Raw genomic sequence first — 24,759 nt, 5'->3', positions numbered from 1 at the left:
AAGGCTTAATATCAGAGGACAGGTAAATCCGCCAGGGGAATCACGATTTTCTGTGGGCTGGCCTTGCGGCTGCGGTTGTAGTGCCAGGTGGCCTGGTGGGGTTTGTCATACACCCGGGCGGGCAGTTCCGTGACGGGGGTCCGGCAGGCGCTGATCTTGCTGGCAGCCTGGTTGAAGCGGGCCAGTAGTTCGACGGCGATGGGTTGCTGCCGCTCGGTGACCGCGTCGCTGCATTGCTGGCCTTCAGCTTGCAGGTAGTTCACCGCCGGGGAGATCAGCACATACTGCTGCAGCTGTCTCTGGCTGGCATCGACCACTTCGATGCACTGGTGCACCCAGTAATAGTAGCAGTCCTGCGCACGGGCCATGGCGGCGCAGCCCATGATCAGGCATACAAGCAGGCCACGTATCATGAGGGCAATCCTCCTCGTTGCTGGCGGGCGGGTTCCCACTGCAGCAGGATGTTGTCGGTAATCAGGTGCTCGGGGATGCGATGGCGGATCTTGTCGTGCAATGCCGGCAGCTGGCTCCAGTGAATCCCGGGCAGCATATGGTGGGCCGTGTGGTAGCCCAGATTCCAGGACGGCAGATTGTAGCGTTTCAGTTCCACATTGCGCGAGGCGTGATAATGGTCCTCGAAACCGGTGCCGGCATGCTGGCCGTAGGTGTTGTCCAGCAGCATGAACAGCATTGCCGTCATGGGCAGAATGAAGAGGATCAGGGCGTTGCGTGGGTCATGGAGCATCGCCAGCAGAAGCGGAATGTTTGCAAGTACTAACAGACGGAGAAAGCGCCGGTAAAGCTGGGGGTGCTGCTTGCCGATACGATGGATTTCCGGGTAGACCTTCAGCGTATTGATAAGCACATAACGCCAGCGGGGCATAAGCGAGCCATCCGCTTGCTGCCAGGACGAGGGATCCTGTTCCGGCTCTAAATAGTACTTATGGTGGCCGATATTATGATGCAGGGTCCAGCTCAGGGGGCTGGTGCCGGTCTGGAGGTAGAGGATGCACTCGAACAGTCGGTTCAGCGGTTTTTTGACGAACACATTGACATGGTGATGGTTGTGGCAGATGGCGCCACAGGATACCTGAACCGGTAACAGGGCCAGCATGGCCAGCCAGGTTGTCAGGCCGTCACTATAGAAAAACAGGCCCAGTTGAATGGAAAACACCGCCAACACCAGGGCAACTGCGGCGAAATCAGCCCTATAGCGTACTAACATTTCAACCACCTAGACTGATGTGTCAGCCCCTACTACGAATAATGGTTGAGTGTATATTGAAACTTAGAGTGTGATGAAGACCACAAAAACCATTTTGCCGGGCGCGATGGTCAATATGCTGACATTGCACCCGGCAAAAGCTTACAGGCTTTATGGTCAATCTCTTACACGCGGCCCAGCAAGTCCCGGGCGATGGCGATGATCTGCATTTCGTCGGTGCCGGCGTAGATCTGCAGGATCTTGGCGTCGCGCATCAGCTGTTCCACACGCGATTCGCGCATGTAACCGTAGCCGCCATGGATCTGTACCGCTTCAGTGGCCACCTCCATGGCAGCCTGGGCGGCGTATAGCTTCATGGCGGAGGCCTCGGCCAGGGTCATCTGCTGGCCGGCGGCGGTCATTTCGATATAGCGGAACACCATGTTCTGCAGGTTGGTGCGAGCCACTTCCATTTTGGCCAGCTTGAGCTGGATAAGTTGATTCTGACCGATGGCTCGGCCGAACTGGACCCGGTCGTGGGCGTATTGGGTGCTCAGTTGCAGCGCCCGTTCTACCATCCCCAGGGCCATGGCGGCGACACCGGCGCGCTCCTGCATGAAGGTGCCCTTGGCGCCGCTGCGGCCGTAGCCGTCTTCACTACCGCCCAGCAGCCGGTCGGGGCCCACTTTGACGTCAGACAGGAACAGTTCGCCGGTGGGCGAGGAGCCGATGCCCATCTTCTTGAAGGGTTTGGATTGCTCCAGGCCTTCCATGCCGCTGTCGAGAATGAAGGAGACGATCTTGCGCTGGTCGGCTGGGACCCCTTCCTCATCCAGCTTGCAGATCAGGATGATGGTGTCGGCGTAGGGACCGTTGGTGATCCAGGTCTTGCTACCGTTGATGATGTAGCCACCATTGCCGTCACGTTTGGCCAGTGTCTTCATCTGTCCGAAGGCGTCGGAGCCGGCATTGGGCTCGGAGATCGCCCAGGCGCCCACCTTCTCCAGGGTGAGCAGCGGCAGTGCCCAGCGTTCTTTCTGCTCGATGGTGCCCTTGCTCATGATGGCGCCACCGCCCAGACCCATGGACACGCCCATGGCCGTGACAAGCCCTTGGGCATGTTTGCAGATTTCGATAATGGGGATCATGCGCATGGCGGCCTCTTCGCCGGCCATGGCAGAAGGGCCATCCTTTTTCTTTTCCTCGACGGTTTCCCCGGCGGCAATGGCCTTCTCCCGGGCCAGCTGTTTCTCGAAGGATTGCTGGGCCATCACATCCATGCCGAAGGTCTTTATCAGCTTGCGAAGGATGTCGTAGGGCGGCACGCCGTTGTATTCGATGTCATCCAGGTGCGGCACGATTTCCTTTTCCACGAAATCGCGCACCATCTTCTGGATCATCTGTTGTTGTTCGGACCACTGGATCATGGGGCTGTCCTGTCTGTTGAAGTGGTTTCAACAGTAACAAGCCGGACAGGCCCACCGCATTGATCAAAAAGAGCGGAAACCTTGACGTTCCGGGTCAGCAGGTTGCTAGGGAGCCGGGTGGGCGGTGATGCAGGGGAAAGGATCAAAGCTGACTCGCATGATCAGTGCGTTGTCGCCTTCGCTTGCCGCCGCAGCGTCAATGTCCTGGGGCCGCAGGCGGGGGTGGGAGCCGTCGTAGAATTTTTTGGCGGCCCTGGCATTCAGGGTGCGTTCGCGGGCAATGGCATAGCTGACGCCTTCGCCGCCCAACAAGTGGCGGATGTATTCCGCACAGGCCACATCTTCATCGCCCGTGGGATGAGAGGCCACCAGCACCACGGTGGGTGGATTCTGTTCGCGCAGATAGTTGGCCGTCGCTTGCGCATTCACCAGCCCGGCAACCAGCACTTCCTTGCTGTCCCGGGCTTTCAGGGTGGCCGCCACGCCGTTGGTGGTGCGCAGGATCAATTCCCGGTCCTGCAAGTCCGCCTGATCGATTTCCCAGGGAGAGTTGCCGAAATCAAATCCCTTGATCGGCAGGGCATCCACTTCCCCGGCCAGCAAGGCGTCGGGCAGGTGCTCGTCACGCAGGGCAAAGGCCTGTTCCGCGTTCTCCACCGGCCAGATGCAGCGCAGACCTTTGCGGAAGGCATGGTGGCTGGTGGTGAACGCACGGATCACGTCGATGATCACGGTGATGCCGTGAATATTGTGCGGCGGGTTATGTCCCTGGGCGATATGTACTTCCATCAATGATCCTTTCTTGATCGCTGGCTCAGAACAACAGACCCACACCCCAGGTGGCATTGTCGAAAATCTCTTCGTCACTGTCCTGGTATTGTTCCACCGCAATGGTGAAGGTAATGCGGTCGCCCAGGGTCATGCGGTCCTTGGGGGTACGTTTTCCAGTAAAGAAATCCACCACCGAGCGGTAGTTGAAATCGGAGCGGAAGCGCAGCAGGTCGCCGTGGTTGCCGTAGCCGTACTGGATCTGCACGATGCGACCGAACCCGATGCCGGCATAGGCGTTGTTGACCCGTTCGCCATCAGCTTCGGAGAGGTCGTCCTCGCGCTGGTCTGAGCGCAGCGGCGAATCGCCGAATTTCTTGCTGCCAACGCCGGCGTTGATGGCCACGCTGCTGTAGTTGGCATCCACAAAGAAACCGGTATCCACGTTTTCAGTGGGGTCGACACGGCCCACTGAAAAAACGGTGCCGCGAATCAGGGTGACGCCGCTGTAACGATCTTCGGCATGGGCATGGCTGGCAAGGGTGCCTGCTGTTAGTAAAAGCAGAGTTATCAAGGTTGTTATTGTTTTCATGGGTATCCCTCCGTGAACAGGGATTCATTATGCCTAACAGGCGGTTGAAATACAGTCCGGGCAGCTGATTCTGTGGTAAGTGATACTTGCATCGCGAAGCTGCCGTCAGGACCGCCGTTATTCGCGACGCAAGTATCGCTTTCCACAGTAGAAGAGACCTTTTTCAGAGGCGTCTCAACGCTCTGGAGTCCGTGCCAGGGTCCACACCCGCACTTCCGCGGCGCCATGGCGCAACAGACATTCACTGGCGGCCCGGGCGCTGCTGCCGGTGGTCATGACGTCATCCACCAGTACCAGCTTCAGCCCGCTGACTGGCCGGGTGCAGGCAAAGGCACCACGCAAATTGCGTCGCCGCTGGCTACGGCTGAGTCCTTGCTGCATGGGGGTTGATTGTTGGCGTTGCAGTGCGGGTAAGGACGGTATTTTCCACAGGCCGGCGAGACGATCGGTCAGTCGCTGGCTCTGGTCGAAACCCCGCTGCCAACGCCTTCGCCAGTGTGCGGGCAGGGCGCAGAGGGCATCAATGTCGGGCCAGGGGCAGGGAGTGTCTGCCAGTAACTGTTCGATCCCTCTTTCCGCCACCAGATCGCCGCGGTACTTGTAACGACCAATTAGCCGATCCAGTGGGAAACTGTAGCGCAGAGGGGCCTGGCTGGCGGTAAAGGGGGGAGGCTGACGCAGGCAGCGTCCACAGAGCGGAGCGGGGATGTCTTCATCGTCGTTGCCAGCAGGATGTTGCAAGCCGCACCGACACAGAGGGCCATCCAGGCGCGCCAGCAATACCAGGCAGGACGGACATACCTGGTTGCTCTGGGTTTGTCCGCTGTGCGGTTCGGCATAAGTTGGCGAAAACTGCCATCTTATGCTGGAAAACCAAGTTAATCTTAATTTAAACAATGAGTTACGAAGTGCGCCTGCTTCTGTGGGATGGCTGTCGTCATTTGGAACCTGGGTATGGTCTTGTGAAAATGTTGCAATTTGTTACAGGTTGGCCTTCTAAGCAGTTAACCCGATAAAAGCGGGTTAACTAAATACCCCATGAAGAAGCCGCCCTATCAAATCCTGGACTTCTTTTAAGCCCTCTTCATTTTGAGCTCTTTCGTATGGGGCTTGCCCTCCTAGAATGGCCAATGGCGTTGATAGCCAGCGTTTGGTTTGTGCCTCATCTTCAGAAAAGAGAGGGGAGGCTTTTGCTAAAAGGTGCTTAAAAAGTGCGGAGTCATTTTGGTCTATGCTCTGCATAATATCGCTCCATTAATAAAATAAAATTGCTTTTCGAAAATACTAACGATCACCTTTGTTTTGTGGGAAAGGGGCAGTATCGAGGAGAATATTTTTTGCTGATACGAATAGTGTATTAAAGGGGATGGATGTGGACCTTGATAGAGATCTGGCGATGTAAGTCGGTGAGGTTGTAATGCCATCATTGATCAGTGTGCTGATCAATTGATGACACATTCTTTCAGCTTCTATATGTGATTGGATTTTGAGTCTCTGGCTGTGATTTTGATATCGAGATTTTGCTTTTTCTACAAGGTTCGGCCAATTATGTTTTATGAGCCGTATTGATAAATTGGAATCTTCCGCAAGTTGTCTGAGTGTTAGGGGTGGTTCGCTATTATTTATCAAATCAGAGATGCGGAGTCGATGCTTTTCTAAGAGTTGGGCGCGCTTATGCTTATTGGGAGATATCGGGCGCCCTCGTTTAGTAGCGAATCCGTGCTGGGCTAGATAAGGCTGGCCTGTAGGGAAGTTTAAGGGGAGCTGCGCGAAGTCGGACTTCCCATTTAATGCTTCCCAAATAGAAATGTCGCAGGAATGGCAAGCCAAAAAAATATCGTGGGTGTTACTTAAATGTATGCCGCCATGTATGGCTTTCTTGAAATAAGGGTGTGTTATTTTAGAGTGATTGGCTGAGTTTTTATATTTGGCGATAGCTGCTTTTCTAATGTTGTCTTTTATTTTGAGTATATCGTAATGCATGCCTTTGGATATTGTTTCAACAATATCACTGTAGCCCCAGAAAAAACTGCCAATGTCAGATTCAGAATAATGACTCCAGGATTCAGTTAACCGGTTGTTGCAGTGTCTACATTTAGATAAGTCTCTCCATGGAATACTGGCTTGGTTTTGATATCTGCCGCATGAGGGACATCTTGATTCAAGCTTTACCCAGTGTTTTTCGCAGGCAGTTATATCCCTTAGTTGCCAGATGAGCCTGAAATAAGGTGGTGCCTGTGAATCTACGTCTTCCTTTAGGCACAGTGGGCACCATCTGAGGTCATGAGCTGCTATGTCTCTACCAAACCTGGAAAGTTCGCGGATGGGCATATAAAGATATGATCGATGGATGTTCGATTCACCTACAAGATTTTGTATTAACTTGTGGATTTTTGAGGAGCCATAAGAAACTCTGTTAATGAAGGACATGTCGCTCAGGGAGGAATTAAGGGGGGGCTTTCTTAGTGGTAATGAAGAGTTATGATCATGGAATAACATCGCTCGGTGTAGTTCAGTGCCGGTAAGGCCGTGGGCTTCAGCAAGTCTTATATAATACGATGCGCAGCATTCAATATGCCTTGTCCCGACTCCAATTAGCTTAAGCGGGTAAAATATGCTCATGTTCAAACTCCCCTTTCCCCGGGGGGCTGCATAGCGCTAACTTTACGTGGCCTTTTTGAGGCGAACGATCTTCGTTTTGTTTTGTGCGGTTTTGCATCAGGTTTGCTAATGGATTGTTGTTTGCTTGGCTGCCAATTCCACCTCTCTAAGGATTCATCCAAGGGGGATGGGTAATATTGGGATGCAATAGCTGCTTCTCGTTCCCGAAGCTCGACGTCCCTTTTAGATGGGCTTTTGGCTAGTATGCATTCAAGAGAAAGCTCTGAAAGACCTAGAGATGCACATTTGCAGCAGGCAGTTGTGATCCAGTTTAAGGCGAAGCCCGGTGATCCAGCGGAGCCTTTCATCAGAATCCGCGAGAGGTCTCCTTGAGAATTTAAAGATGCCATGCCAGGTATATGTTCTTCGAATGATTTTATGAAGAAATGAAAATTTTTCCTGTCTTGCTCTATTTTTATGTCGTAGTGCTTAAGGAATATGTTATTAGACCTCCTATGCAAATGAGTGGTTTTAGATATCATGTCTAAAGTTTCGTGGGTCCCGGTCAAGATGAGGCAGAGCTGGTTGTCCTCTGCAAAGGTTTTTAATCTGCTCATAAGTGGAACAGGGTTGTGGCAGGTTGCGGGACTAAAGCCAAGATGGGATGCCTCATCTATGACGATAAATGCGGTTTTTTTGGATTTGATCTCATTTGATAAGGTTAGGTACAAATCAGTCGTAGATTTTCGAGGGTAAAGATCGATCTTTAGTCTGGCGGTTTCTTCGCCTATTTCAATGACAAATCCAGGATTTCCTATGTCAGACAGGAGCGACTTGGCCAGCCATTTGGGGTCGATCTGATTATTGTGATCAGAATTAAGGAATATCGATCTAATAGCGGGAACGTTGGTTTCAGTCCTTTTAAAAACTTTGCTATTGAAAAGCTTGTTTATCATCGTGGTCTTGCCGGTTCCTGATGTCCCGCTTAATACGATAATGTCCCCTGGCCTATGGATTGATATGGCTGTAATTAACTCTTGATAGGCTGAATCAAAATTAGGATGAGGGACATGTCCGTTAATAATGGGGTGTAGTGCATCGCTCCACTCATCAATGTTCATTGTCGACTCCGGGTGCTGTTAAATATAACAGCGTTGATTCTTCAGCGGGGTCCTGTTTGAAGTTGAAGTCGTAATCCTCTGGTTCGGTGCTATTTAGGGGGGCTGGTTCTAAAGGTGGGTTTTGGAACTCGCTTTCAATATCGATAAGAAGTTTTGCAGTTCTTAGTTTTGCCTGGAACTTCGCATGGCTTCTAATAGACTTGCCACCAGTTATCCATAAGTTGTAAAAGGCTTGCTGAGCAGGGCTGGAGTTTTCGAATGCATCAAGGTCTCTGTGTGACGCGGTGGTCCACTGATTATTGACTCTTACATAAACAAGGCAGGGGTTTTCAGGATCGATTCTTACTTCAGTATTCTTTTTGTCAAGCTGATGATTATTCAAGGCGCTGCTGAAATATCTTCGACCCGAGACATGAAGTCCGCGACGATAGTCGAAACTGTAATCGGTAATGTTAATGGCTGTGTCTAAGTCAAAATTAAAGCCTTGTTCGTATGGGATGCCAGCCAGGGATGTTTTTTCTATTGAGCTTTTAACAAGCTGCTCTGGGGATTGGCTTCTTTCCCCATGGATTCTTTTGTTTCTCAATTTTATGAATTCATCAAAGCGTTCAATAAAATTGAGAAGAGGGAGAACTGGAAGATTTGAAGGGTCTTTATGAGAATCCATTTCGCGCCTATTTATAATCGAAGGGGTGTATCCGGGAAGGCCTGAAACAAAATCATTAATGACTTCAGAAAATGAACGCTCCACCTCTCCTCCGCCCCGGCCATATGACTTAGGGCTCAATGTTTTTTCGATGCCTAGGTGTGCCATCAAATCTTCACTATGATGAGAGGTGAGATCGGATCCACGATCTGTTCGAATCGATACGGGGAGGCGTCCCCATTCTCGTAGGGTTTTTCTGATTAATATGCTGACAATGGATTGGCTTGGTTCGCAAATATCTATATGCCATGAGAGTACAGCGTTGGAGCCACGATCCAATAATATGCTTAAAATTGGTTTTCTTGTGATCGTTTCATATCCGTCGGAAGATATCTCAACTAAGCAATCAACAGTGTGATGATCTAAGGTCGTGTCAAAAAGCCCAAATGTTGAAACGATTTCTCTATTTTCTGGAAGTGAGGGTGGCTTTTCAGCATTGAAGCCTCTTCTTCCTTTGTGTGCCTGTGCTACAGTTTCGGGAGGTATTGAATTAAGTTTGTTATAAAAGCTAGTTTTTCCTATAGGCCTATAAAGTGGATGGTGGTTGGTTGCTTCCAAATAATACTTTGCATATAAAAGACTCTTTTTAATTGGTCTTCCCATTAGCCAGTTTTTTTTGACAAAGCAGTCCAAGTAGTCAAAAACAATTTTTTCTCTCTTGGGTTTCCTGTTTCCTTTTTTTGAATGATTCGGTGCCAGTGCTGCTATTGAAGGTATCCCGCGTTGCTTGGCATCGCTTATTGCTTTTCTGTAGCGATGTACAGTTCGGCAGTGCTTCTTGTGCGCCTTGTACTTGTTTGCGGTGAGCCACTTAAGCTTTTTTATCCCTTCATCAATTTCGGATTGTGATGAATTGAAGAAGTGGGACTGATATGCATGATTTGATTTATTCGATGGTGCGTACGGCAGTTCGGTGTTTTCACTATCAGCCCCCGCCAGGCGAATTTTGGATGATCGTATGTCTTCTAGTAGGCCGTTGTTTAAAGATGTAATAACAACCCCTTTGCCTATCATTTGATAAATAGTGACTGGATCGGCATGGTCGATAAGCCTTAGTGCATTATGAACTGTTATTTCATCCGTTTCTTTGAGAAGCAGAAGTAGCTTAACGATGCTATCTTCGCTGACTGATGATGTTCTGCGTAGCGATTGGTCTAGGATTCTTAAGTTGTGCATTCGAAGTTTTCCATAGAGATCGGGAATAACAATCGAATGGAGCATTCCAAATGACTCAAAGTACTCGGAATATGATCTGTGATGTGCCGTGACTCCATCAAACTCCCACTCGAATGGGTTGCTTATTGCTAACTCTTTTACTTTCTCGTGGGATTTAACTTCAATAACAGAAATTTCATTGTCTGATTTATATACGAAGTCAGGGGTGTAGGTTACGGTTCCTTTCTTCCCGTTTTTCTTGGTTATCTGGATATTGCATGCAGGTGGCTGGCAAAAATACGCATCAATGCTGGGGTTTATCTCTAAACCAATTGCTGCAATTCTTTCTAATGCAGATTCGCAGCGTATCAGGAGATCCATTTTCCTAGACGGGTACCCAATAACCTTATTCTCTGTGGCTTTTCCGCCTGGGATTCGGCTGGGTGAGATTTTGGCGGCCAAATAAAAGTATCGTTCGGCCTCTGTTATTGAGGGGTTCCATTCATCAAAGGTATTCATTCTATTCTCCTGCGTTAGGCACAAGTGTGTCCGAACCACAGTTTGAATTGTGGTTTCTAATAGACGAGCAATGCCGCAACAGTGATTTGCTCTGTTGACATTGGTGTATTTGAGGGGGGAGAATGGAATGACTGTGCCAACAGTCTTGGGCCCCGGTTGCAGCCGGGGTCCATCCTCCCTTCTAAGTTTATGTATTCATTCGCTATTTTCTCCTCGGGCTGCTGTTTACGGTGTTGCCCTATCTAAATTGTGACATAAAGGTTCACACCTAAATTTGCACAAAATAGAGTGCGGATATCAAGGGGTTTCAAAAAAAAGATAATGGAATCAATAAGGTGGAATCATCTTTGATTCTGGGGCGGGTATGGTGACTAGAGAGTTATCCTAACCTGGCAAGGGGGTTAAATTGCATTGTGGATGTACGGGTCACCATAAATAAGCAATAACAACCGCTTTTAGATGACCGCTGAACCGAGAACCTGTTTTCTAGTAGCTTCCGGTCTGAGAGCCCTTGCCTGTCTGCAATTTCTTACATCATGTTAATCCACCAGCTATTGCCGTCGATGCCTCTGCCTTATAGCCTTTCGTGAAAATTGCAAAATGGATTGACCTAAATGAAGCGTTACTACGCTAGCAGAACCCTTTCCAAGGAAGGATTCTATGAGGTTCATCGGCAAGGATGTGATTCTTTGCCAGAAGAAGAGTATAGGGTTTTCCTGGGGATCTGGGCTGCGAGCAATCATGCTGTAAGTGTGGCACAAAATTTATTCAATAGAGCCTGCCCTTGCTCATGCTGTCTGGCTGCTGCGGTTGCGAATATAGACAGCAGTAACCATGACCAATCATTGAAACAAAATGGGTAATTACAGATTTCGGTCTAGGGCTACTATGCGTTCAAGGCAGACATTACTGCGCTAAAGAGTTCGCTTGCGTTGTTTGTTGCTTCAAGGGCTCCCCGATCTTTGGCTTGCTGCTTGTATCGCTGAGAATTCGCACCTGCGTAGATCACAAATGGGGTGTTGTTCTTGGATTCTCTTAACTTATCAAGAAGTACATAGCCCTCAGAGCTTCCTTCCTTGCGATTCATATCTGAGATGATAACCCCGTATTGATTACGGTACTTATTTACTAGATCAAGTGCTTCTTCTGTCGATGTTGCTAAAGTGATCTCTATTCCCTGTGCTTCAAAAGCATTTCGCTCATAGATATTATTATCAGGTTTGTCATCCACCCATAAGATCTTCTTCTTTTTGCTCTTATGTAATGTCTTAGGTGGCTTGCTGATCAATTTGTTAACTATTGATTCAAGGTCAGATTCGGCATTTATGGTGCCGGATTCGTCATTTGTAGCATATTTCGCAGTCGCTGCTGCTAAGGATACAGCTGAAGCTAGGTTGGCTTTTAAAAAATTCTCTTCATTAGCAAAGTCGGATGGCCCATATAGCTTCGAGTGATGCTTGGCTACCAGCCAAAGAAAGCCAAAAAAAACAACGAACGGAAATATGAAAAGGAACCAGATAAGGGGGCGGGAGTTATCGCCTAGGGAGTTTCCGAAGCCGACAACTATTGAGGCAAAACCATAGACCAATACAATGAATAGCGCAATTATACCAAGGGGACTTTTGGTGAAGCCTTGTGCTGATTCAGCGAAATCCTTGACGCCCATATCCCCGCCCCTATGTATTGTGGCTTATGCATCAATCGAAGAGTTTTTGTACGGCGTTAACAACTTTGGTGACCTTGTCGATCATCTCTGCCGTACTGCTTAGGCTTCCAAGGCATCTGGTGACGGATTCTTTGGCTTCTGAGAGACACTCTATAGCCTCATGGTACCTTGTTGTGGCCTTTTTAATCTCGATTGCTTGCTTTTTCGAAAGTAATTCAAAAATACGTCTCCTCAAGGCTAGCAGCTCACTATCATAGCTGCCCCGGTCAATAAGCTTGTCTAGGTCATAAATAAACGATTGGAGCTGATCTGTTAGTTGGGGCATGGATCCACCTTATTCCTTGGTAATGAGCACTTTTAGCGAGGAGGAAAGCGACTTCAGATCCTTGCCTAGCTCTTTGATGTCTTTTGATTTGTAGTTTTTGTCTTTGGCTACTCGACCTAAGTCTTCAGCTGAATCTTTCAGCTTGCTTAAGAGTTTGACTCCTGTATTGGATATGATGAAGCCGTTGACTTGAGCATTATGGGCCATGACGTAAGCATCAACGGCATCAACGCGGATAGCGTGTGGTAAATCGGTGCTGTTTCGGCCGTCAATCAGAACCTTAGCATTTCGTTTAAGGTTATATGCAGTTGAACAATAGACATCCAGGATGCCGTCTTCCTTATCTGCACCAGTTGTTGGGGCATTATCTGCACGTCCGTCTCTAAAAGCTGGTCTACAGGGTGAATTCCACTTTATTGAGAGGTCTTGAATCAGCATTGGAGTCACTTGATCAATAACGGTGGCGTAACTTTCCGATATCTCGATCAGTGCCTTCTTTCTCTGCCTTTCGAGGTTCCAGCGTCCCGCAACATCTATAAGTGCGGATATCGCGTCTAATTGATCTTCAGACAGGCTAAGCTCATCGGATTTTTCTGAGGCAGAAGAAAGTGAGTCCTTCAAATCATTTGCTGCTTCGGCGATGTCTTCCTTGTGGTCTGCATTGATAAGGGAGTCAATGGCGTTGCCATAAGCTGCCAGTGCGTCACTAATAGCGACTCTGGGTGCTAGATCTTCAGTGGTTACTCCCTGGTCAAGAGGGATTGCACATGTGCCCACATCAGTGTCCAGGCACTTCGCGTTCGGATTGATCTTGTAGTAAGCGACTTGAAGATCAATGATCTCTCTACGTAATTGAGTTAGGCTTTCAGAAGAAAACTCTCCTGATTCTGTGGTTGCATTGGCTATTGCCGTTGAGTCAGCTTTCTGCTGGACCGTCAGTCCGCAGCCGGTGATTGCCACCATCGCGAACAAAATAAGCCATTTCATAGACCGGTTCCCTTGCTCTGTCGCTCCTTAATGGATCCAGAGTATCCAAGATTGAAAAAAACATTGCAATGCAGTCATTTGCTTATGAGCAAGAGATGGATATATTCTGCTTGATCGAAGCTAAATCAAGCGGGAAGGATTCCAGGATGCAAATCGACGGCCACCACGCAATGACCTATGTCGCTGCACGCTGTGCAGGGTATACGCACCAAGATTCAGAAATTATCGCTTATTGCGCCCAGTATGTAGACGATGCCACTAATGACGGGTGTATCGAGTTTGATGTGGGGGCGATGTACTCAAGAGCGGCTTCCGCGCACAAAATGCTGGATTATCGGAATCTTGAAGAGCTTGCTAACCATAAGGTTTGGGTCCCGTTTCATTTTCTTCCTGGTAATGCTGGTAAGCCCGCCGAGTCTGATCACGAAGGAGACTCCTTTGTTCGAAAGCTTGTTTGTTACCCCAATTCGTTTGTGGCCCGGGATATGCTGAAGGCTTGCTACGAATCAGCAGGGAAGCCTTACTTTCTGCATCGTATCGGGATTTGCATGCATGTATTTGCTGACACTTGGGCCCATCAGGGCTTTGCGGGTGTGAATCACGCGATCAATGAGGTCGAGGAGTTGGAGAGTAATGAGCCTGAGGAAGATCAGAGCTTATTTGGCAAATTGGCAAACTTCTTCTTGTCTGAAGCCTTTCCTTTGGGGCATGGAGCGGCATTGAGCCACCCAGACAAGCCCTACTTGAAGTGGCGTTATAAGAACGGTCTAGGTGAGATTATAGATCGAGACAATCCAGCAATATTCCTGGAAGCAATTGACTATATGTGTAGAGCTCTACGGGCATTCAAGAATAATGACCGGGACTTAGACTTGGTGAATGTGTCGGGGCTTAGCGATACGGATTCAGCGGAGGTAAGACGCTTGATTCTTTCTTGCAGGGGAGGCGGTGATGCCCGTCACGAGCAATGGTTAGAGGCTATTGCGGAGGGTCGATTTTCATTTGGTCCTGCAGATTTAGGATATATACCTAAAGGGGTTGGGTCTTGGAAGCATGTGGCGATAGGCCAAGAAAAAGAAAAAGATGAAAAGGACGAGGTATTTGAGTATCGGCCAGAGTTCCTGATCTCAAACTGGAAATGCTTTCATGACGCGCTGCAGGCGGTCAGGTTCTCTATCGTGAAAGATGTCTTGCCACGATACGGGATTTGTGCTGCTTAAATAAGAATCTATTTAAGATGTTAGGGATGTTGCGTAAAGCGTTGTGTCTGATTCTGTTGCTGGCTTTCTCATCTGTGAGTGCGACAAAGAAGGAGCCTTATTGTGAGTGGGATGAAGAAATAAGTTCTAGATTTATTAAGAAGGCTGATAAACGGTTGCTTACAGAAAACAGAAAAGGGGCAAGAGAGATTGTCCGAGAATCCCTTCCTTTTGAATTGTCGACTCTTAATTTTGAATCCGATAACGAGCAGCTATTGGTTCAGCCAAACTACATAATTTGGTACGACAGTGATCTCCGTTCACCTTTGTGGGTGGCATATCACCTAAAGGGGAGCGATCTTCGTGATGGGGTTCCCCGTGAGGAGTCTTTTAGGTCGGACCCTAGATTAAAGTATTGGGAAAAATCTGACTGTGCTGATTATAAAGAGCCGATATTTGATCAGGGGCACATGGTTCCTTCGGCCGATATGAAGCGAAGCCGAGAAGCAATGGCTAGCACCTATTTGATGAGCAATATGACAGCGCAGCATTGCCACTTCAATCGTGGTCAGTGGCAGGTGCTTGAGGCTGTAGTGCGTAATTGGGCGGAAAGATACGGGGAGATATGGGTGATAAGCGGTGCAATTTATGATCGCTACGGGGAGGGTGAAAGAGATCCCGATCAAATTGCCTGGAGAATGAGCGGAGAAAGAGGGGTGCGTGTAGCAATACCGAGCCACCAATACAAAATTGTGATGCGTAAAGATGAAACGGGACTGTTGGGCGTCGCGTTCCTTATGCCTAATGAGGATAGGGTGGTCAGAACTGAAGACATGAGAGAGTACTTAGGTAATGCATCTGTGGATATTGAAGCAGTTGTTTCTAGATCAGGTTTTGATTTTGGTAAAGGGATAAAAATTAGGGAGGATGGTGAGGAATGGTTGCTGCCAATAAATTTGCCTTCGTCATTGGCGGGGCTATGTAAAGAAGGTTATTCGAAGTACTAGGATCGGCTTCACTAAACTGCTGACGCATTCATTAGATGAATGCTTGCTTCTGTATTGAGGCGTGAGCGCGACTCATATGGGGCAATCCGGCTGACGATTTTCTCTCAATAAAATAATGGCTTACAGAAGATTCTTCGTTGATTGGATTGTGGGTTGCTGGATTATGTGATGGCCTGGCTGATCGTTCCAGCCAGGACAGATTATGATTGTGCGCGATGTCATATTTCTCAGTTCAATGAAGCTGATACGACGTTTGTAGCCAATTTGTTTCCATTCTGCCTAGCGGAAAACATTACTATTGCTGATGTGAATAAATAATATTTCCACCCTCCGGGGAGCGAGGGGATAGCGTCGTAGTAAGCCGATATTAGGCTATATATGGTCAGGATTACCAAGCTGCTAAATGTATCTCTTAGCGATAGGTACCAAAAGTGCGGGGTTGTGACCTCTGCGCTATCCTTGTGCGCTTTGTACATTTTCAACCAAGTATAATGCTCTTCGTCAGGGGTTTCAGCATTGGCTATCTCAGGAATATTCTGAGTGACGAAGTGTCTGCCAAATCTATGGTCGCTATATAGAAGCTTCTTTATTCTCCATGACGGAAGTGCTTTTTTAAATCGAGTAAAAATAATTGAGTCTCGGATGTTGGATGGTAACAATGTCGTGATTATCACTGTTGCAATGAGCAAGACCGTTAACTTTGAAGCGCTTTCAATTTCATTTGAGAACGACGTTATCTCATCTATACCGTTAATGTTAAAGGAAGGAAGGAAAACTATTGCAAGTAGTGTTACGCAAGATGTTGGAAAGCTGATGGACTTTAGTGGGATTTTCATTAATTCCACTCCTCGGGAGTGATCATGGATAATGTCTTCTGATGATTTCTTCCATTAATTAGCATTATGTACGGCTGAGGCCTTTCAGAAATAAAGCGGCTAATGTTCGATAATGTGGCTTTGTCTTTAGGAGAGGCCTCGGGAGATGTTTCCGGGTGAGAGTGCCATGTTCCGACTGGAAACACTTGGTTGCCTGTTAGTTTGACTGTGTTCATTGTTTCTTCGTGATCATGTGCCGCAGGCAGGGTGGCGCTGGTGCGGCTTGGTTTTTTTTGGGCGCAATATGTAGCATCGATTACCGTGAGACGATTAAGGGTTGTGCTAAAGGAGCCCATTAAATACCCGGCGGCCTCGTTTGGGGTGTCGTGCTCTGTCCAGCGCTCTATTTTTTTGTGAGCTTCAGTTGAGATGGTGATGGTCCAGCCGTTTGTGTTCTGCTCTGTAAAGCCTGGGACTGGAATTTCATAGTGCCCTGCAGGCAAATAGTCGTCGTCTAAAGTGTTAATAAAAACCCCACTTTCTTTATCGCCTTCAAGCTTTCGGTTAATCAGGGTTTGGAAAAATGAGTTGTGTGACTGTATCGTGGAATAAGGCATTTCTAATGTGTTGCTACCGCAGCCAACTCCTAGAGAGGTTGCCCTAGAATTAGGCTGGTCTCTGCTTGAAAGCCACTCCGACACTTTTTCATTGTGAAGAGCTGAAAAGTAACTTGTCAGGGTTAGATCAAAAAGTGACTGATATTTGTTTCTGTATAAGAATATTCCAATCTTCCCTGCATGTGTGATGTAGCATTTGCAAACTGGAAGTGAGTTTATTCCAATATCAATTTCATCGGAAACTTTTGGAGATGCTGTGCAGTCGATGAGTAGATTCGCTCTTTGAACTTCTGGAGATAATAATTTTTCTCGATCGATTTCTTGGTGAATGGCTGTAATGCTATTACAGTAATAGTTGTCTTCGAGATGGCTTTTAAGTGCATGCGCTTTTGATTGTGAAATATTTAACTTTCCTAACGCATGTCGTGCTGTGTTGTGAGGTGAGAAAATGTCGTTGTCTATCAGTGTTATGTATTTTTCTCCCTGTTTGCAGAGCATGTCGGATAGTGATGACCCAATTGCACCACAGCCAGCTATGACGACATGGCTATTGCTAGCGCCTGTTGTGCCGGATATTTTGTTTAAAAGGGATCTTGATCCTATTCCTGTTACTGTGCAGGGATGTATTTTGATGGAGGATTGATTCTTAACTTCAAGCTCTATAAGAAGAGCTATGACTTCAATCGCTCCAGCTGGGCCTTCAGCTAAATCTGGGATATCTTCAATTAATCGAATTGGCCTTTTATGGGCTATTAGCACATTTAAATAGATTGAGCTGTACTTGTTATTTTTCTTGGGGAGTAGAGTTTGAGCGTATTGTTTTAGCTTGTGAGTAGAGTATTCGATGCCGCAGTATTTCAGGTATTGCTCAAAGTCCTCCCCAGATTTTATGTCTATCGGGTTGTGTGTATTTGGTTCAGAGTCTGAGGGTGCGCAGAGAAGAACTGTTGCTGTTTGGGCGGAGATTGTATTGTTGGACAGCGTTTTTTTGTATTTTTGTTTTTTCTTGGCGGTGAGATCGTGGCCTGGAAATATGCAGCCTTGAAGTTGGGTGTTTTCATATTGGAATAATGTGATATTTGATTTCGAATATAAAACCTGAGTCTCTTGTTTCATGGATGAAAAGACAAGGTTTTGCAATTCCCCGATGCGGCAGTAGCAATCTATATTTGATCCGCGTGGTGTTGGCTCCCATCCATCATGTTGTAATTCGCCATCTTGCGCATCATTCAGCCATTCGACCAAAGTATCAATGAGTCCTCTGGCTCCTTGATGTTCGTATAATGAGTTGTTGCCCCCATCTCTCCATAAACATATCGATGCGTAGCTGTTTTCAGGGGCAGGATTTAAGTGAGGGAGGTCTTTAGGAAACTCATCCCTAGTCGCCCAAATGCTAGGGCAATGGTTCGGTCGGGAGAATTTGCTGTATTCAAATGCAATTTCTTCTGGGCATACGATTCTCGGGTCTAGAGGGGCGCAAGATTCATCAATGAGTATTTCAAATGCGATAAAGAACGAGCTTCCGGACTGATGTGTGCTGATGTTTTGGGTGTTGGCGTGTGCCTGAATAAGTGAATAATCAACCCTTACTTGTTGTGGTGCTTCACTAAGGCTTACTTGGTCTGCGTTGAACCTTTTCATCGGAAAGATTAGCCTCCGTACTGAGTCGGCTTAGAGGCTGCGCCAACTGATAGGCTCTCGCTGGAATACTCGGTGTTACGTTGTTTTATCTTGATTCCTTTGTCGCTGAGTTCGAAGGTTACAGGCTTCGGTGTGTTCTGGGGGCTGTGAGTTTCCGGGTTAAAGAATCGCTTTTCGCCGCCAGTTTTTTGCTTTTCCAAAAGCCCGATATAACGCTCCTTTGCATGATAATGGGGAGGGTTGTCATCGTTTTTTTTGATTTGCTTACATGAAGCAACAACAAAACCGTTTCCTGAACAGTTGGATAGAGCCTCCCAGGCTTTGTCAGAATTCACGTACTGTTTGTTTTCGTTTTTATAGCTATAAGGCGTTCTGCTGCAATGATGGGGGGCTAGCAAAAGATTCCAAGATAATTCTTCTTTGCTGTATTCGTCATTTAATCGCTCCCAAACCTGGTACTCTGCATCTCCGGCCAACATGATGTGGAACTGCCGTTCGTTTGAAGAGTATTCCCAGCGTATGACAATGGAAGAGTTATTCCGCTTGCGCTCATCTTTCTCGGCATCATTACACTCTTCGTCTGTCGGTGCTAAAACTCTGCCCGCAAGATTGCTTGAAAGTTTGAGCTTATCCCCCTTTCGGACAATTATCAGGCGATTTCCATCCTTTCTCCTGTCTTCAGCTTTTACCTTTTTTCTGCGCTTTATTTCATCAATTAACGGCTTGGACTGAGCGGTGGTGTCTGTGAGTTTGTCTGTGTATGACGTGATCCAAATTTCTTTCACAAGAATGAGGTCTGATTCCTTAGACCAACTGGTCGGGCAGCCTGTGTGAAATAAGTCCTTGAACCCTGACACGTGGTCCTTGTCTGGGTGAGTGTTAATAAATACATCAAGCTGGCCATCTTCAAGGGCATCTCTAATGTCTTGGCCGATGTTATGTGCTTCATCATCGTTCTCATCCTGCGCGGATCCGCGATAATGAATGTCGGTGAGTACTGAATACCCTGCTTTAAGCAAAACGGTATCCGCGTTATTTACTGGATAGAACGTAATTGAGTGCATCTTCCCTTCCAATAGAATCCATTTGTATATGGGAGGCTTTGGGGGGCTGAGGAAAGAATTTCAAGTAGACAAAGAAAAATATTTCATATTCTTGTGTTTGTAGCCATCTATTCCTGTTGAGGGGCCCCAATCCCAGCTCCCGCTTTATAGCCCTCTTAGCTGAATGCGTTTCCATCATAAGTTGCTGTTTCCGCCATAAAGTGGCGTTTTTCGCCAACTTATGCCGAACCGCACATCCGCAGAACAGGCAACGGCAGGATTGATCAAAAAATAGACTGCAGTAAACTTTTGTTGCCTCTATCAGGTTGACAGGTGTCATATTGCTCCCTAGCCTGCTTGGATTCCCGAATGGAGAAGAAGCATGCCCGCAACCGCCAGCCCCGCCCAATCGCCAGCCTCTGACGTTGCTGTACGCCATGACTGGAAACGCAGTGAGATCGACGCCCTGTTTGCCCTGCCGTTCAACGATTTGCTGTTTCAGGCAGCCAGCGTGCACCGGGGCCATTTCGATCCCAATGCCGTCCAGGTGAGCACCTTGTTGTCCATCAAGACCGGCGCTTGTCCGGAGGATTGCAAATACTGCTCCCAGTCCGGTCACTACAACACCGAGCTGGAAAAGGAAAAGCTGCTGGAAGTGGCGCGGGTGGTGGAAGAGGCGCAAGCGGCCCGCGACAAGGGCGCTTCCCGTTTCTGCATGGGGGCTGCCTGGCGTAGCCCTCGCGAGAAAGATATGCCCTATGTGCTGGACATGGTGCGGCAGGTAAAATCCCTGGGGCTGGAAACCTGCATGACCCTGGGCATGCTGGATCAGGGCCAGGCGGATGCGTTGGCGGACGCTGGCCTCGATTACTACAACCACAACCTGGATACCTCGCCGGAATACTACGGTCAGGTCATCACCACCCGCACCTATAATGATCGGCTTTCCACGCTCGCCAATGTGCGCGATGCCGGCATGAAAGTGTGTTGTGGCGGTATCGTAGGAATGGGCGAACAGCGCGATGACCGGGTCGGTCTGCTGCAGCAGCTCGCTAACCTGCCGCACCATCCGGAATCCGTGCCCATCAACATGCTGGTGAAGATCGAAGGCACGCCGCTGGCGGATGTGGATGACCTGGACCCGTTCGAGTTTGTCCGCACTGTGGCGGTGGCGCGCATCCTGATGCCGCAATCCTATGTGCGTCTGTCTGCGGGTCGTCAGGAAATGAACGATGAAGCCCAGGCCCTGTGTTTCCTGGCCGGTGCCAACTCCATCTTCTACGGCGAGCGGCTGCTGACCACGGATAACCCGGAAGCCAACCACGACCAGCAACTGTTCAAGCGTTTGGGCATTCATCCCCTGGATTTGCGTCATGAAGCGTCCGACGAAGCCCATGAGGATGTGATCAAGGCCCAGGTGGCTGAACAGCAGGCAGAAGAAGCCGGGCTGTTCTACAACGCCATGTCGCAGAATGACGGCGGCAAACGCCCCGCCAAGCATGTGCTGGACAAGGACACCGGCCGTCCCGCTGCCACCGAACATTGAGTCATGGCTTTCGATCTGGCCGCCGACCTGGCGGCTCGCCATGAGCAGCACCGTTACCGCCACCCCTTGATTCAGGACGGCCCCTGTGGCCGTTATGCGGTGGTGGACGGGCGTCAGTACCTGAATTTTTGCAGCAACGACTATCTGGGGCTGGCCAATGATCCGGCGGTGATCACCGCCTTTCAGGAGGCAGCGGCAGACTGGGGCGTCGGCAGTGGTGCCTCCCATCTGGTTTGCGGTCATCAACGCCCTCACCAGCAACTGGAAGAGGCGCTGGCCGATCATGTCGGTCGTGAAAGAGCGTTGCTGTTTTCCAACGGTTATATGGCCAATATGGGCGTGATGACCGCCTTGCTGGGCAAGGGCGATGCGGTGTTTCACGACCGCCTCAATCATGCCTCCCTGCTGGATGGTGGCTTGCTCAGTGGTGCCCGTTTTCGTCGTTTTTCCCACAACGATTCATCTGCCCTGCGTGGCCAGCTGCAGCGCAGTGACGCGCGCCGTAAGCTGGTAGTCACTGACGGGGTGTTCAGCATGGACGGCGACGTGGCGCCGTTGGCTGACTATGCGACTGCCTGCGAAGACAATGATGCCTGGCTGATGGTGGACGATGCCCATGGCTTGGGCGTACTGGATGCACAGGGGCGTGGCAGTGTCTTTGCGCAGGGCGTCAATAAGCGGGTGCCGGTACTGATGGGCACGCTCGGCAAGGGGCTGGGCACCGCCGGTGCCTTCGTGGCTGGCAGCCACGCCTTGATCGAGACCCTGATACAATTCGCGCGCACTTATATCTATACCACCGCCATGCCGGCAGCGGTGGCGGCGGCCACCCTGGTGAGCCTGTCCAAGGCCCGCGAAGAACAGTGGCGAAGAGAAAAACTGGCGGCGTTGATCCAGCATTTTCGTCTCGGCGCCGAGCAACTGGGTTTCTCCCTGATGGACTCGACCACCCCGATACAGCCTTTGCTGATCGGCGCCGATCAGCAGGCCCTGGCGCTCAGTCAGCAGCTGCGCGAGCAGGGTTTTCTGGTCATCGCCATTCGGCCGCCCACGGTGCCGGAGGGCCAGGCACGATTGCGGGTCACCCTGTCGGCGGCCCATGAGGAAAACGACGTGGATGCGTTGCTGGTGGCGCTGGCGCGGTGTCAAAGAAAAGACGTTTAACCACAGAGGACACAGAGATCACTGAGAAAAACCGATAACAGCGTAGGGGGGTGTTTCTGGTCGCCCTCACCCTGCTGGGCTGTCTTGTTTTCACTCTGCGATCTCTGTGCCCTCTGTGGGTAAAAAAAGGAAATTGAATGGCCAAGTTGATCCCTTTCCACAACACCTACAAAGCCACTGGCGTCCCGGATGCGGATGCCCAGGATGTGGTGCTGATCCATGGTTGGGGTCTGCATGCCATTGTCTTTGACGACATTGTGCCGGCGTTGCTGGAACGGTTCCGGGTCACCGTGGTGGATCTGCCGGGCATGGGGCAGAGCCCGTTGCCCAATGATGACTACACCCTGGACTTTCTCGCCGACCAGGTGTTGGCGATCATGCCGGAACAGGCCCATTTGCTGGGCTGGTCCCTGGGGGGGCTGGTGGCACTGGCCATGGCAGAGAAGGCGCCGCAGAGAGTGGAGTCTGTCGTCACCGTGGCCACGTCCCCTCGCTTCACGGCGGCAGCAGATTGGCAGCCAGCCATGAAGGCGGACATCCTGGCCAAGTTTGCCGAGATGTTCGACGAGGATTACGAGGGCACCCTGGTGCGCTTCCTGGCCCTAAACTGCAAGGGCAGCGCGGCCATGCGTGAAGACACTGCGCGCTTGAAAGACATTCTTTATTTCTGCGGCTTGCCGGCGCGCCGGGCCCTGCGTGGCGGTCTCGATATTCTTCGTGATGCAGACCTGCGCGGCACGCTGAAATCCCTGCCCATGCCGGTACTGATGGTGTTCGGTGAACAGGATCATATCGTGCCGGCCGCTGCCATGGCGGCGGTGGAGCCCCTGATTCAAACCGGCCGCACCGCCTTGATCGAACAGGTGGCCCATGTGCCTTTCCTGTCCGCCCCCGATACCTTTACCCGGGCCGTCTATGACTTCTATCGCGACCATCGACTGGTTGACTGAGCCGACGATGGAGTCGCCACTCAAGACTGCCGTCAGTCAGCATTTCAGCCGCGCCGCGCGCAGCTACGATGCGCATGCTGAGCTGCAGCTGGCGGTAGGGCGCTCGCTGGTCCAGCGATTGCCCAGCCAACTGGTGACGCCGGCGGCTCTCGATCTGGGCTGTGCCACCGCCCCCTTTGCCCGTGCCCAGCAACAGGCACTGCCGGAGGTGTTATGGCAGGCGGTGGATCTGTCGTCCGAGATGCTTAACGAAGCTGCTGAACGGGGCCGACTTAACGACCATTACCAGCCCCTGTGCGCGGATGCGGAATCCCTGCCGCTGGAAGCGTCGTCCCAGGGACTGGTGTTTTCCTGTTTTGCCTTGCAGTGGTGCCACCCGGTCAGAGTCATGGCGGAGGTGTGGCGGGTGCTGGCGCAGGGCGGCCGGTTGTTGCTGGCGGTGCCCCTGGCTGGCTCCCTGCAGGAATTGACTCAGAGCTGGCAGGGGGTAAATCACCGCCCCCATGTGAATCCCTTGCCGTCGCTGAAGGACTGGCAGGACGCTGCCCTGCAGGCCGGGTTTGCCGATGGGCAATGGCAGCAACAGGTGATGGTGGAATACTACGATTCAGTCAAGCAGATAGCCCGCCGCCTCAAGGCCACCGGTGCCGATCATGTGAATGGCGCTAGCGGCCTCACCGGCAAGAATGCCTGGCAGGCCATGGTGGCCGAATACGAAACCAGGCGTACCAGCCAAGGGCTACCGTTGACCTGGAATGTGCTGTTCCTGGAATCGGAAAAGCTTGGAGGTTCGCGGGGGGTCTGATGTTTCTACAAAGCCGCTTGTAGGAGTTCCTCTTGAGGGACGAACCGTGCGAAGCACGGAATCGACCGAAGGGCGATCAAAGCGATAAGCTCAACCCAAGGATAGCTATGGAAAACCAAAAACCCCCCCTCCCCGCCCTCAAGGGCATTTTCTTTGTCACCGGCACCGACACCGAAGTCGGCAAGACCTGGGTGAGCTGTCGTCTTCTGGAGCGCGCCCGCGAAGCGGGATTGAGTTGCTACGGTCTCAAGCCGATAGCCGCCGGGTGTGAGGAAACTCCAGAGGGTTGGCGCAATGATGATGCCTTACAGTTGATGGCGGCCAGCTCGGTGACATTACCCTACGAGCTGGTCAATCCGGTGGCGTTGAAAGCGCCGGTTGCGCCTCATATTGCTGCTCAAAAGGAGGGGAAGGCCATTACCCTGTCACGCCTGGTGGGCTATGTGCGCGGTGCTTTGAGTGCCCACAAGGCAGATCTGATTCTGATCGAAGGCGCGGGCGGCTGGCGGGTGCCTCTCAATGACCGGGAAATGCTCTCCGGCCTGGCCAGTGCCCTGGAGCTACCGGTGATTCAGGTAGTGGGCATGAAACTGGGTTGCATCAATCATGCACTGTTGACCGCAGAAGCGATTGAAAAAGATGGGCTGCATTATGCGGGGACCATGGCCAACTGCTTCGGGGAGATGGACGTGCAGGAGGAGAATCTACTTACCCTGCGCCAGCATTTGCCCGGTGCGTTTGCCCTGGTGTAGCGCGTTTTTCCCGGCCGATTTCACGGCTTTTTTAGCCGTTATTCATGCCTCTGTCACCTTTAACTGGGCGGTTACAGGAGGCTACATAGTACTACAGTGCAACTACCCAAGGCCCACTGTGCCGATGCAATTTCCTGCCTAATCTTGAG

The 24,759-nt window shown here is 50.2% G+C and carries 23 protein-coding genes; 7 read left to right on the top strand and 16 right to left on the bottom strand.

Annotated features, from left to right (window positions below):
* Positions 1-11: 11 nt before the first annotated feature.
* From T9A_RS03505 to T9A_RS03445, 13 genes are all read right to left on the bottom strand, one after another.
* Positions 12-413, bottom strand: coding sequence for a hypothetical protein (locus tag T9A_RS03505; protein WP_035245109.1), 402 nt, complete (start codon positions 411-413; stop codon positions 12-14).
* Positions 410-1,225 (bottom strand): fatty acid desaturase family protein, encoded by an 816-nt coding sequence (locus tag T9A_RS03500; protein WP_035245107.1) that lies wholly within the window; start codon positions 1,223-1,225, stop codon positions 410-412. The genes T9A_RS03505 and T9A_RS03500 overlap by 4 nt, the downstream gene beginning before the upstream one ends.
* 164 nt (positions 1,226-1,389) lie before the next feature.
* Positions 1,390-2,631: an acyl-CoA dehydrogenase family protein gene (locus tag T9A_RS03495; protein ID WP_035245106.1), complete on the bottom strand. Its 1,242-nt coding sequence runs from the start codon at positions 2,629-2,631 to the stop codon at positions 1,390-1,392.
* Between the two features lie 105 nt (positions 2,632-2,736).
* Entirely contained in the window at positions 2,737-3,420 is a 684-nt protein-coding gene (locus T9A_RS03490) for a 2-phosphosulfolactate phosphatase (RefSeq protein ID WP_035245104.1), read from the bottom strand.
* A gap of 25 nt (positions 3,421-3,445) precedes the next feature.
* Entirely contained in the window at positions 3,446-3,991 is a 546-nt protein-coding gene (locus T9A_RS03485) for a hypothetical protein (RefSeq protein ID WP_035245102.1), read from the bottom strand.
* A gap of 174 nt (positions 3,992-4,165) precedes the next feature.
* Positions 4,166-4,732 (bottom strand): ComF family protein, encoded by a 567-nt coding sequence (locus T9A_RS03480; RefSeq protein WP_232221991.1) that lies wholly within the window; start codon positions 4,730-4,732, stop codon positions 4,166-4,168.
* A gap of 282 nt (positions 4,733-5,014) precedes the next feature.
* Positions 5,015-5,233 (bottom strand): MbcA/ParS/Xre antitoxin family protein, encoded by a 219-nt coding sequence (locus tag T9A_RS03475; RefSeq protein ID WP_035245098.1) that lies wholly within the window; start codon positions 5,231-5,233, stop codon positions 5,015-5,017.
* A 42-nt stretch (positions 5,234-5,275) separates the two neighbouring features.
* Complete coding sequence (locus T9A_RS16765; protein ID WP_084573383.1) at positions 5,276-6,613, bottom strand: TniQ family protein; 1,338 nt, start codon at positions 6,611-6,613, stop codon at positions 5,276-5,278.
* A gap of 2 nt (positions 6,614-6,615) precedes the next feature.
* Positions 6,616-7,713: an ATP-binding protein gene (locus T9A_RS03470; RefSeq protein ID WP_035245096.1), complete on the bottom strand. Its 1,098-nt coding sequence runs from the start codon at positions 7,711-7,713 to the stop codon at positions 6,616-6,618.
* Complete coding sequence (locus T9A_RS16990; protein ID WP_155132219.1) at positions 7,703-10,093, bottom strand: TnsB C-terminal domain-containing protein; 2,391 nt, start codon at positions 10,091-10,093, stop codon at positions 7,703-7,705. The genes T9A_RS03470 and T9A_RS16990 overlap by 11 nt, the downstream gene beginning before the upstream one ends.
* An 886-nt stretch (positions 10,094-10,979) precedes the next feature.
* Positions 10,980-11,759 (bottom strand): response regulator, encoded by a 780-nt coding sequence (locus T9A_RS03455; protein ID WP_035245091.1) that lies wholly within the window; start codon positions 11,757-11,759, stop codon positions 10,980-10,982.
* Positions 11,760-11,790: 31 nt separating this feature from the next.
* The gene (locus T9A_RS03450) at positions 11,791-12,084 is read right to left on the bottom strand and encodes a hypothetical protein (protein ID WP_035245089.1); all 294 of its coding nucleotides are present in this window, start codon (positions 12,082-12,084) and stop codon (positions 11,791-11,793) included.
* Positions 12,085-12,093: 9 nt separating this feature from the next.
* On the bottom strand, positions 12,094-13,071 hold the full coding sequence (locus T9A_RS03445) for a hypothetical protein (RefSeq protein ID WP_035245087.1): 978 nt from the start codon (positions 13,069-13,071) through the stop codon (positions 12,094-12,096).
* Between the two features lie 95 nt (positions 13,072-13,166).
* Here T9A_RS03445 and T9A_RS03440 point away from each other — a divergent pair, with 95 nt between their 5' ends.
* Together T9A_RS03440 and T9A_RS03435 are read left to right on the top strand one after the other, a co-directional pair.
* Complete coding sequence (locus tag T9A_RS03440; RefSeq protein WP_230457697.1) at positions 13,167-14,291, top strand: DUF6765 family protein; 1,125 nt, start codon at positions 13,167-13,169, stop codon at positions 14,289-14,291.
* Between the two features lie 26 nt (positions 14,292-14,317).
* A complete protein-coding gene (locus T9A_RS03435; RefSeq protein WP_196220364.1) occupies positions 14,318-15,277 on the top strand; it encodes a DNA/RNA non-specific endonuclease in 960 nt (319 codons plus the stop codon).
* Positions 15,278-15,504: 227 nt separating this feature from the next.
* On the opposite strand, the gene T9A_RS03430 is transcribed toward T9A_RS03435, so the two are convergent.
* Genes T9A_RS03430 through T9A_RS03420 form a run of 3 tightly spaced genes read right to left on the bottom strand, consistent with a single transcriptional unit; the run spans position 15,505 to position 19,414 of the window.
* Positions 15,505-16,113, bottom strand: a complete 609-nt coding sequence (locus T9A_RS03430; protein WP_035245083.1) for a hypothetical protein — start codon at positions 16,111-16,113, stop codon at positions 15,505-15,507.
* Positions 16,113-18,350, bottom strand: a complete 2,238-nt coding sequence (locus T9A_RS16760; RefSeq protein ID WP_084573382.1) for an anti-phage 6A-MBL system cap2_3 protein — start codon at positions 18,348-18,350, stop codon at positions 16,113-16,115. The genes T9A_RS03430 and T9A_RS16760 overlap by 1 nt, the downstream gene beginning before the upstream one ends.
* Before the next feature lie 8 nt (positions 18,351-18,358).
* Positions 18,359-19,414 (bottom strand): anti-phage 6A-MBL system MBL-fold protein, encoded by a 1,056-nt coding sequence (locus T9A_RS03420; RefSeq protein WP_035245079.1) that lies wholly within the window; start codon positions 19,412-19,414, stop codon positions 18,359-18,361.
* Between the two features lie 361 nt (positions 19,415-19,775).
* Here T9A_RS03420 and bioB point away from each other — a divergent pair, with 361 nt between their 5' ends.
* From bioB to bioD, 5 genes are all read left to right on the top strand, one after another.
* Positions 19,776-20,939, top strand: coding sequence for a biotin synthase BioB (gene bioB / locus T9A_RS03415; protein WP_035245077.1), 1,164 nt, complete (start codon positions 19,776-19,778; stop codon positions 20,937-20,939).
* Between the two features lie 3 nt (positions 20,940-20,942).
* On the top strand, positions 20,943-22,103 hold the full coding sequence (gene bioF / locus T9A_RS03410) for an 8-amino-7-oxononanoate synthase (protein ID WP_035245076.1): 1,161 nt from the start codon (positions 20,943-20,945) through the stop codon (positions 22,101-22,103).
* Positions 22,104-22,240: 137 nt separating this feature from the next.
* Positions 22,241-23,053, top strand: coding sequence for a pimeloyl-ACP methyl ester esterase BioH (gene bioH, locus T9A_RS03405; RefSeq protein ID WP_035245074.1), 813 nt, complete (start codon positions 22,241-22,243; stop codon positions 23,051-23,053).
* Complete coding sequence (bioC, locus tag T9A_RS03400; protein WP_052042462.1) at positions 23,019-23,858, top strand: malonyl-ACP O-methyltransferase BioC; 840 nt, start codon at positions 23,019-23,021, stop codon at positions 23,856-23,858. The genes bioH and bioC overlap by 35 nt, the downstream gene beginning before the upstream one ends.
* A gap of 107 nt (positions 23,859-23,965) precedes the next feature.
* Complete coding sequence (gene bioD, locus T9A_RS03395; protein ID WP_035245070.1) at positions 23,966-24,610, top strand: dethiobiotin synthase; 645 nt, start codon at positions 23,966-23,968, stop codon at positions 24,608-24,610.
* The last annotated feature ends 149 nt before the right edge of the window (positions 24,611-24,759 follow it).

The sequence above is a fragment of the Alcanivorax jadensis T9 genome, from assembly GCF_000756655.1.
In the GTDB taxonomy this organism is placed as follows: domain Bacteria; phylum Pseudomonadota; class Gammaproteobacteria; order Pseudomonadales; family Alcanivoracaceae; genus Alcanivorax; species Alcanivorax jadensis.
The sequence above is the reverse complement of the archived record's forward strand: the minus strand, read 5'-3'. Positions and strand labels throughout refer to the sequence as shown.

What these genes read in the sequence shown, in the direction of transcription:
- T9A_RS03505 (WP_035245109.1), bottom strand. Translation starts at nt 413, where the DNA reads ATGATACGTGGCCTGCTTGTATGCCTGATCATGGGCTGCGCCGCCATG.
- T9A_RS03500 (WP_035245107.1), bottom strand. Translation starts at nt 1,225, where the DNA reads ATGTTAGTACGCTATAGGGCTGATTTCGCCGCAGTTGCCCTGGTGTTG.
- T9A_RS03495 (WP_035245106.1), bottom strand. Translation starts at nt 2,631, where the DNA reads ATGATCCAGTGGTCCGAACAACAACAGATGATCCAGAAGATGGTGCGC.
- T9A_RS03490 (WP_035245104.1), bottom strand. Translation starts at nt 3,420, where the DNA reads ATGGAAGTACATATCGCCCAGGGACATAACCCGCCGCACAATATTCAC.
- T9A_RS03485 (WP_035245102.1), bottom strand. Translation starts at nt 3,991, where the DNA reads ATGAAAACAATAACAACCTTGATAACTCTGCTTTTACTAACAGCAGGC.
- T9A_RS03475 (WP_035245098.1), bottom strand. Translation starts at nt 5,233, where the DNA reads ATGCAGAGCATAGACCAAAATGACTCCGCACTTTTTAAGCACCTTTTA.
- T9A_RS16765 (WP_084573383.1), bottom strand. Translation starts at nt 6,613, where the DNA reads ATGAGCATATTTTACCCGCTTAAGCTAATTGGAGTCGGGACAAGGCAT.
- T9A_RS03470 (WP_035245096.1), bottom strand. Translation starts at nt 7,713, where the DNA reads ATGAACATTGATGAGTGGAGCGATGCACTACACCCCATTATTAACGGA.
- T9A_RS16990 (WP_155132219.1), bottom strand. Translation starts at nt 10,093, where the DNA reads ATGAATACCTTTGATGAATGGAACCCCTCAATAACAGAGGCCGAACGA.
- T9A_RS03455 (WP_035245091.1), bottom strand. Translation starts at nt 11,759, where the DNA reads ATGGGCGTCAAGGATTTCGCTGAATCAGCACAAGGCTTCACCAAAAGT.
- T9A_RS03450 (WP_035245089.1), bottom strand. Translation starts at nt 12,084, where the DNA reads ATGCCCCAACTAACAGATCAGCTCCAATCGTTTATTTATGACCTAGAC.
- T9A_RS03445 (WP_035245087.1), bottom strand. Translation starts at nt 13,071, where the DNA reads ATGAAATGGCTTATTTTGTTCGCGATGGTGGCAATCACCGGCTGCGGA.
- T9A_RS03440 (WP_230457697.1), top strand. Translation starts at nt 13,167, where the DNA reads ATGGATATATTCTGCTTGATCGAAGCTAAATCAAGCGGGAAGGATTCC.
- T9A_RS03435 (WP_196220364.1), top strand. Translation starts at nt 14,318, where the DNA reads ATGTTGCGTAAAGCGTTGTGTCTGATTCTGTTGCTGGCTTTCTCATCT.
- T9A_RS03430 (WP_035245083.1), bottom strand. Translation starts at nt 16,113, where the DNA reads ATGAAAATCCCACTAAAGTCCATCAGCTTTCCAACATCTTGCGTAACA.
- T9A_RS16760 (WP_084573382.1), bottom strand. Translation starts at nt 18,350, where the DNA reads ATGAAAAGGTTCAACGCAGACCAAGTAAGCCTTAGTGAAGCACCACAA.
- T9A_RS03420 (WP_035245079.1), bottom strand. Translation starts at nt 19,414, where the DNA reads ATGCACTCAATTACGTTCTATCCAGTAAATAACGCGGATACCGTTTTG.
- bioB (WP_035245077.1), top strand. Translation starts at nt 19,776, where the DNA reads ATGCCCGCAACCGCCAGCCCCGCCCAATCGCCAGCCTCTGACGTTGCT.
- bioF (WP_035245076.1), top strand. Translation starts at nt 20,943, where the DNA reads ATGGCTTTCGATCTGGCCGCCGACCTGGCGGCTCGCCATGAGCAGCAC.
- bioH (WP_035245074.1), top strand. Translation starts at nt 22,241, where the DNA reads ATGGCCAAGTTGATCCCTTTCCACAACACCTACAAAGCCACTGGCGTC.
- bioC (WP_052042462.1), top strand. Translation starts at nt 23,019, where the DNA reads ATGACTTCTATCGCGACCATCGACTGGTTGACTGAGCCGACGATGGAG.
- bioD (WP_035245070.1), top strand. Translation starts at nt 23,966, where the DNA reads ATGGAAAACCAAAAACCCCCCCTCCCCGCCCTCAAGGGCATTTTCTTT.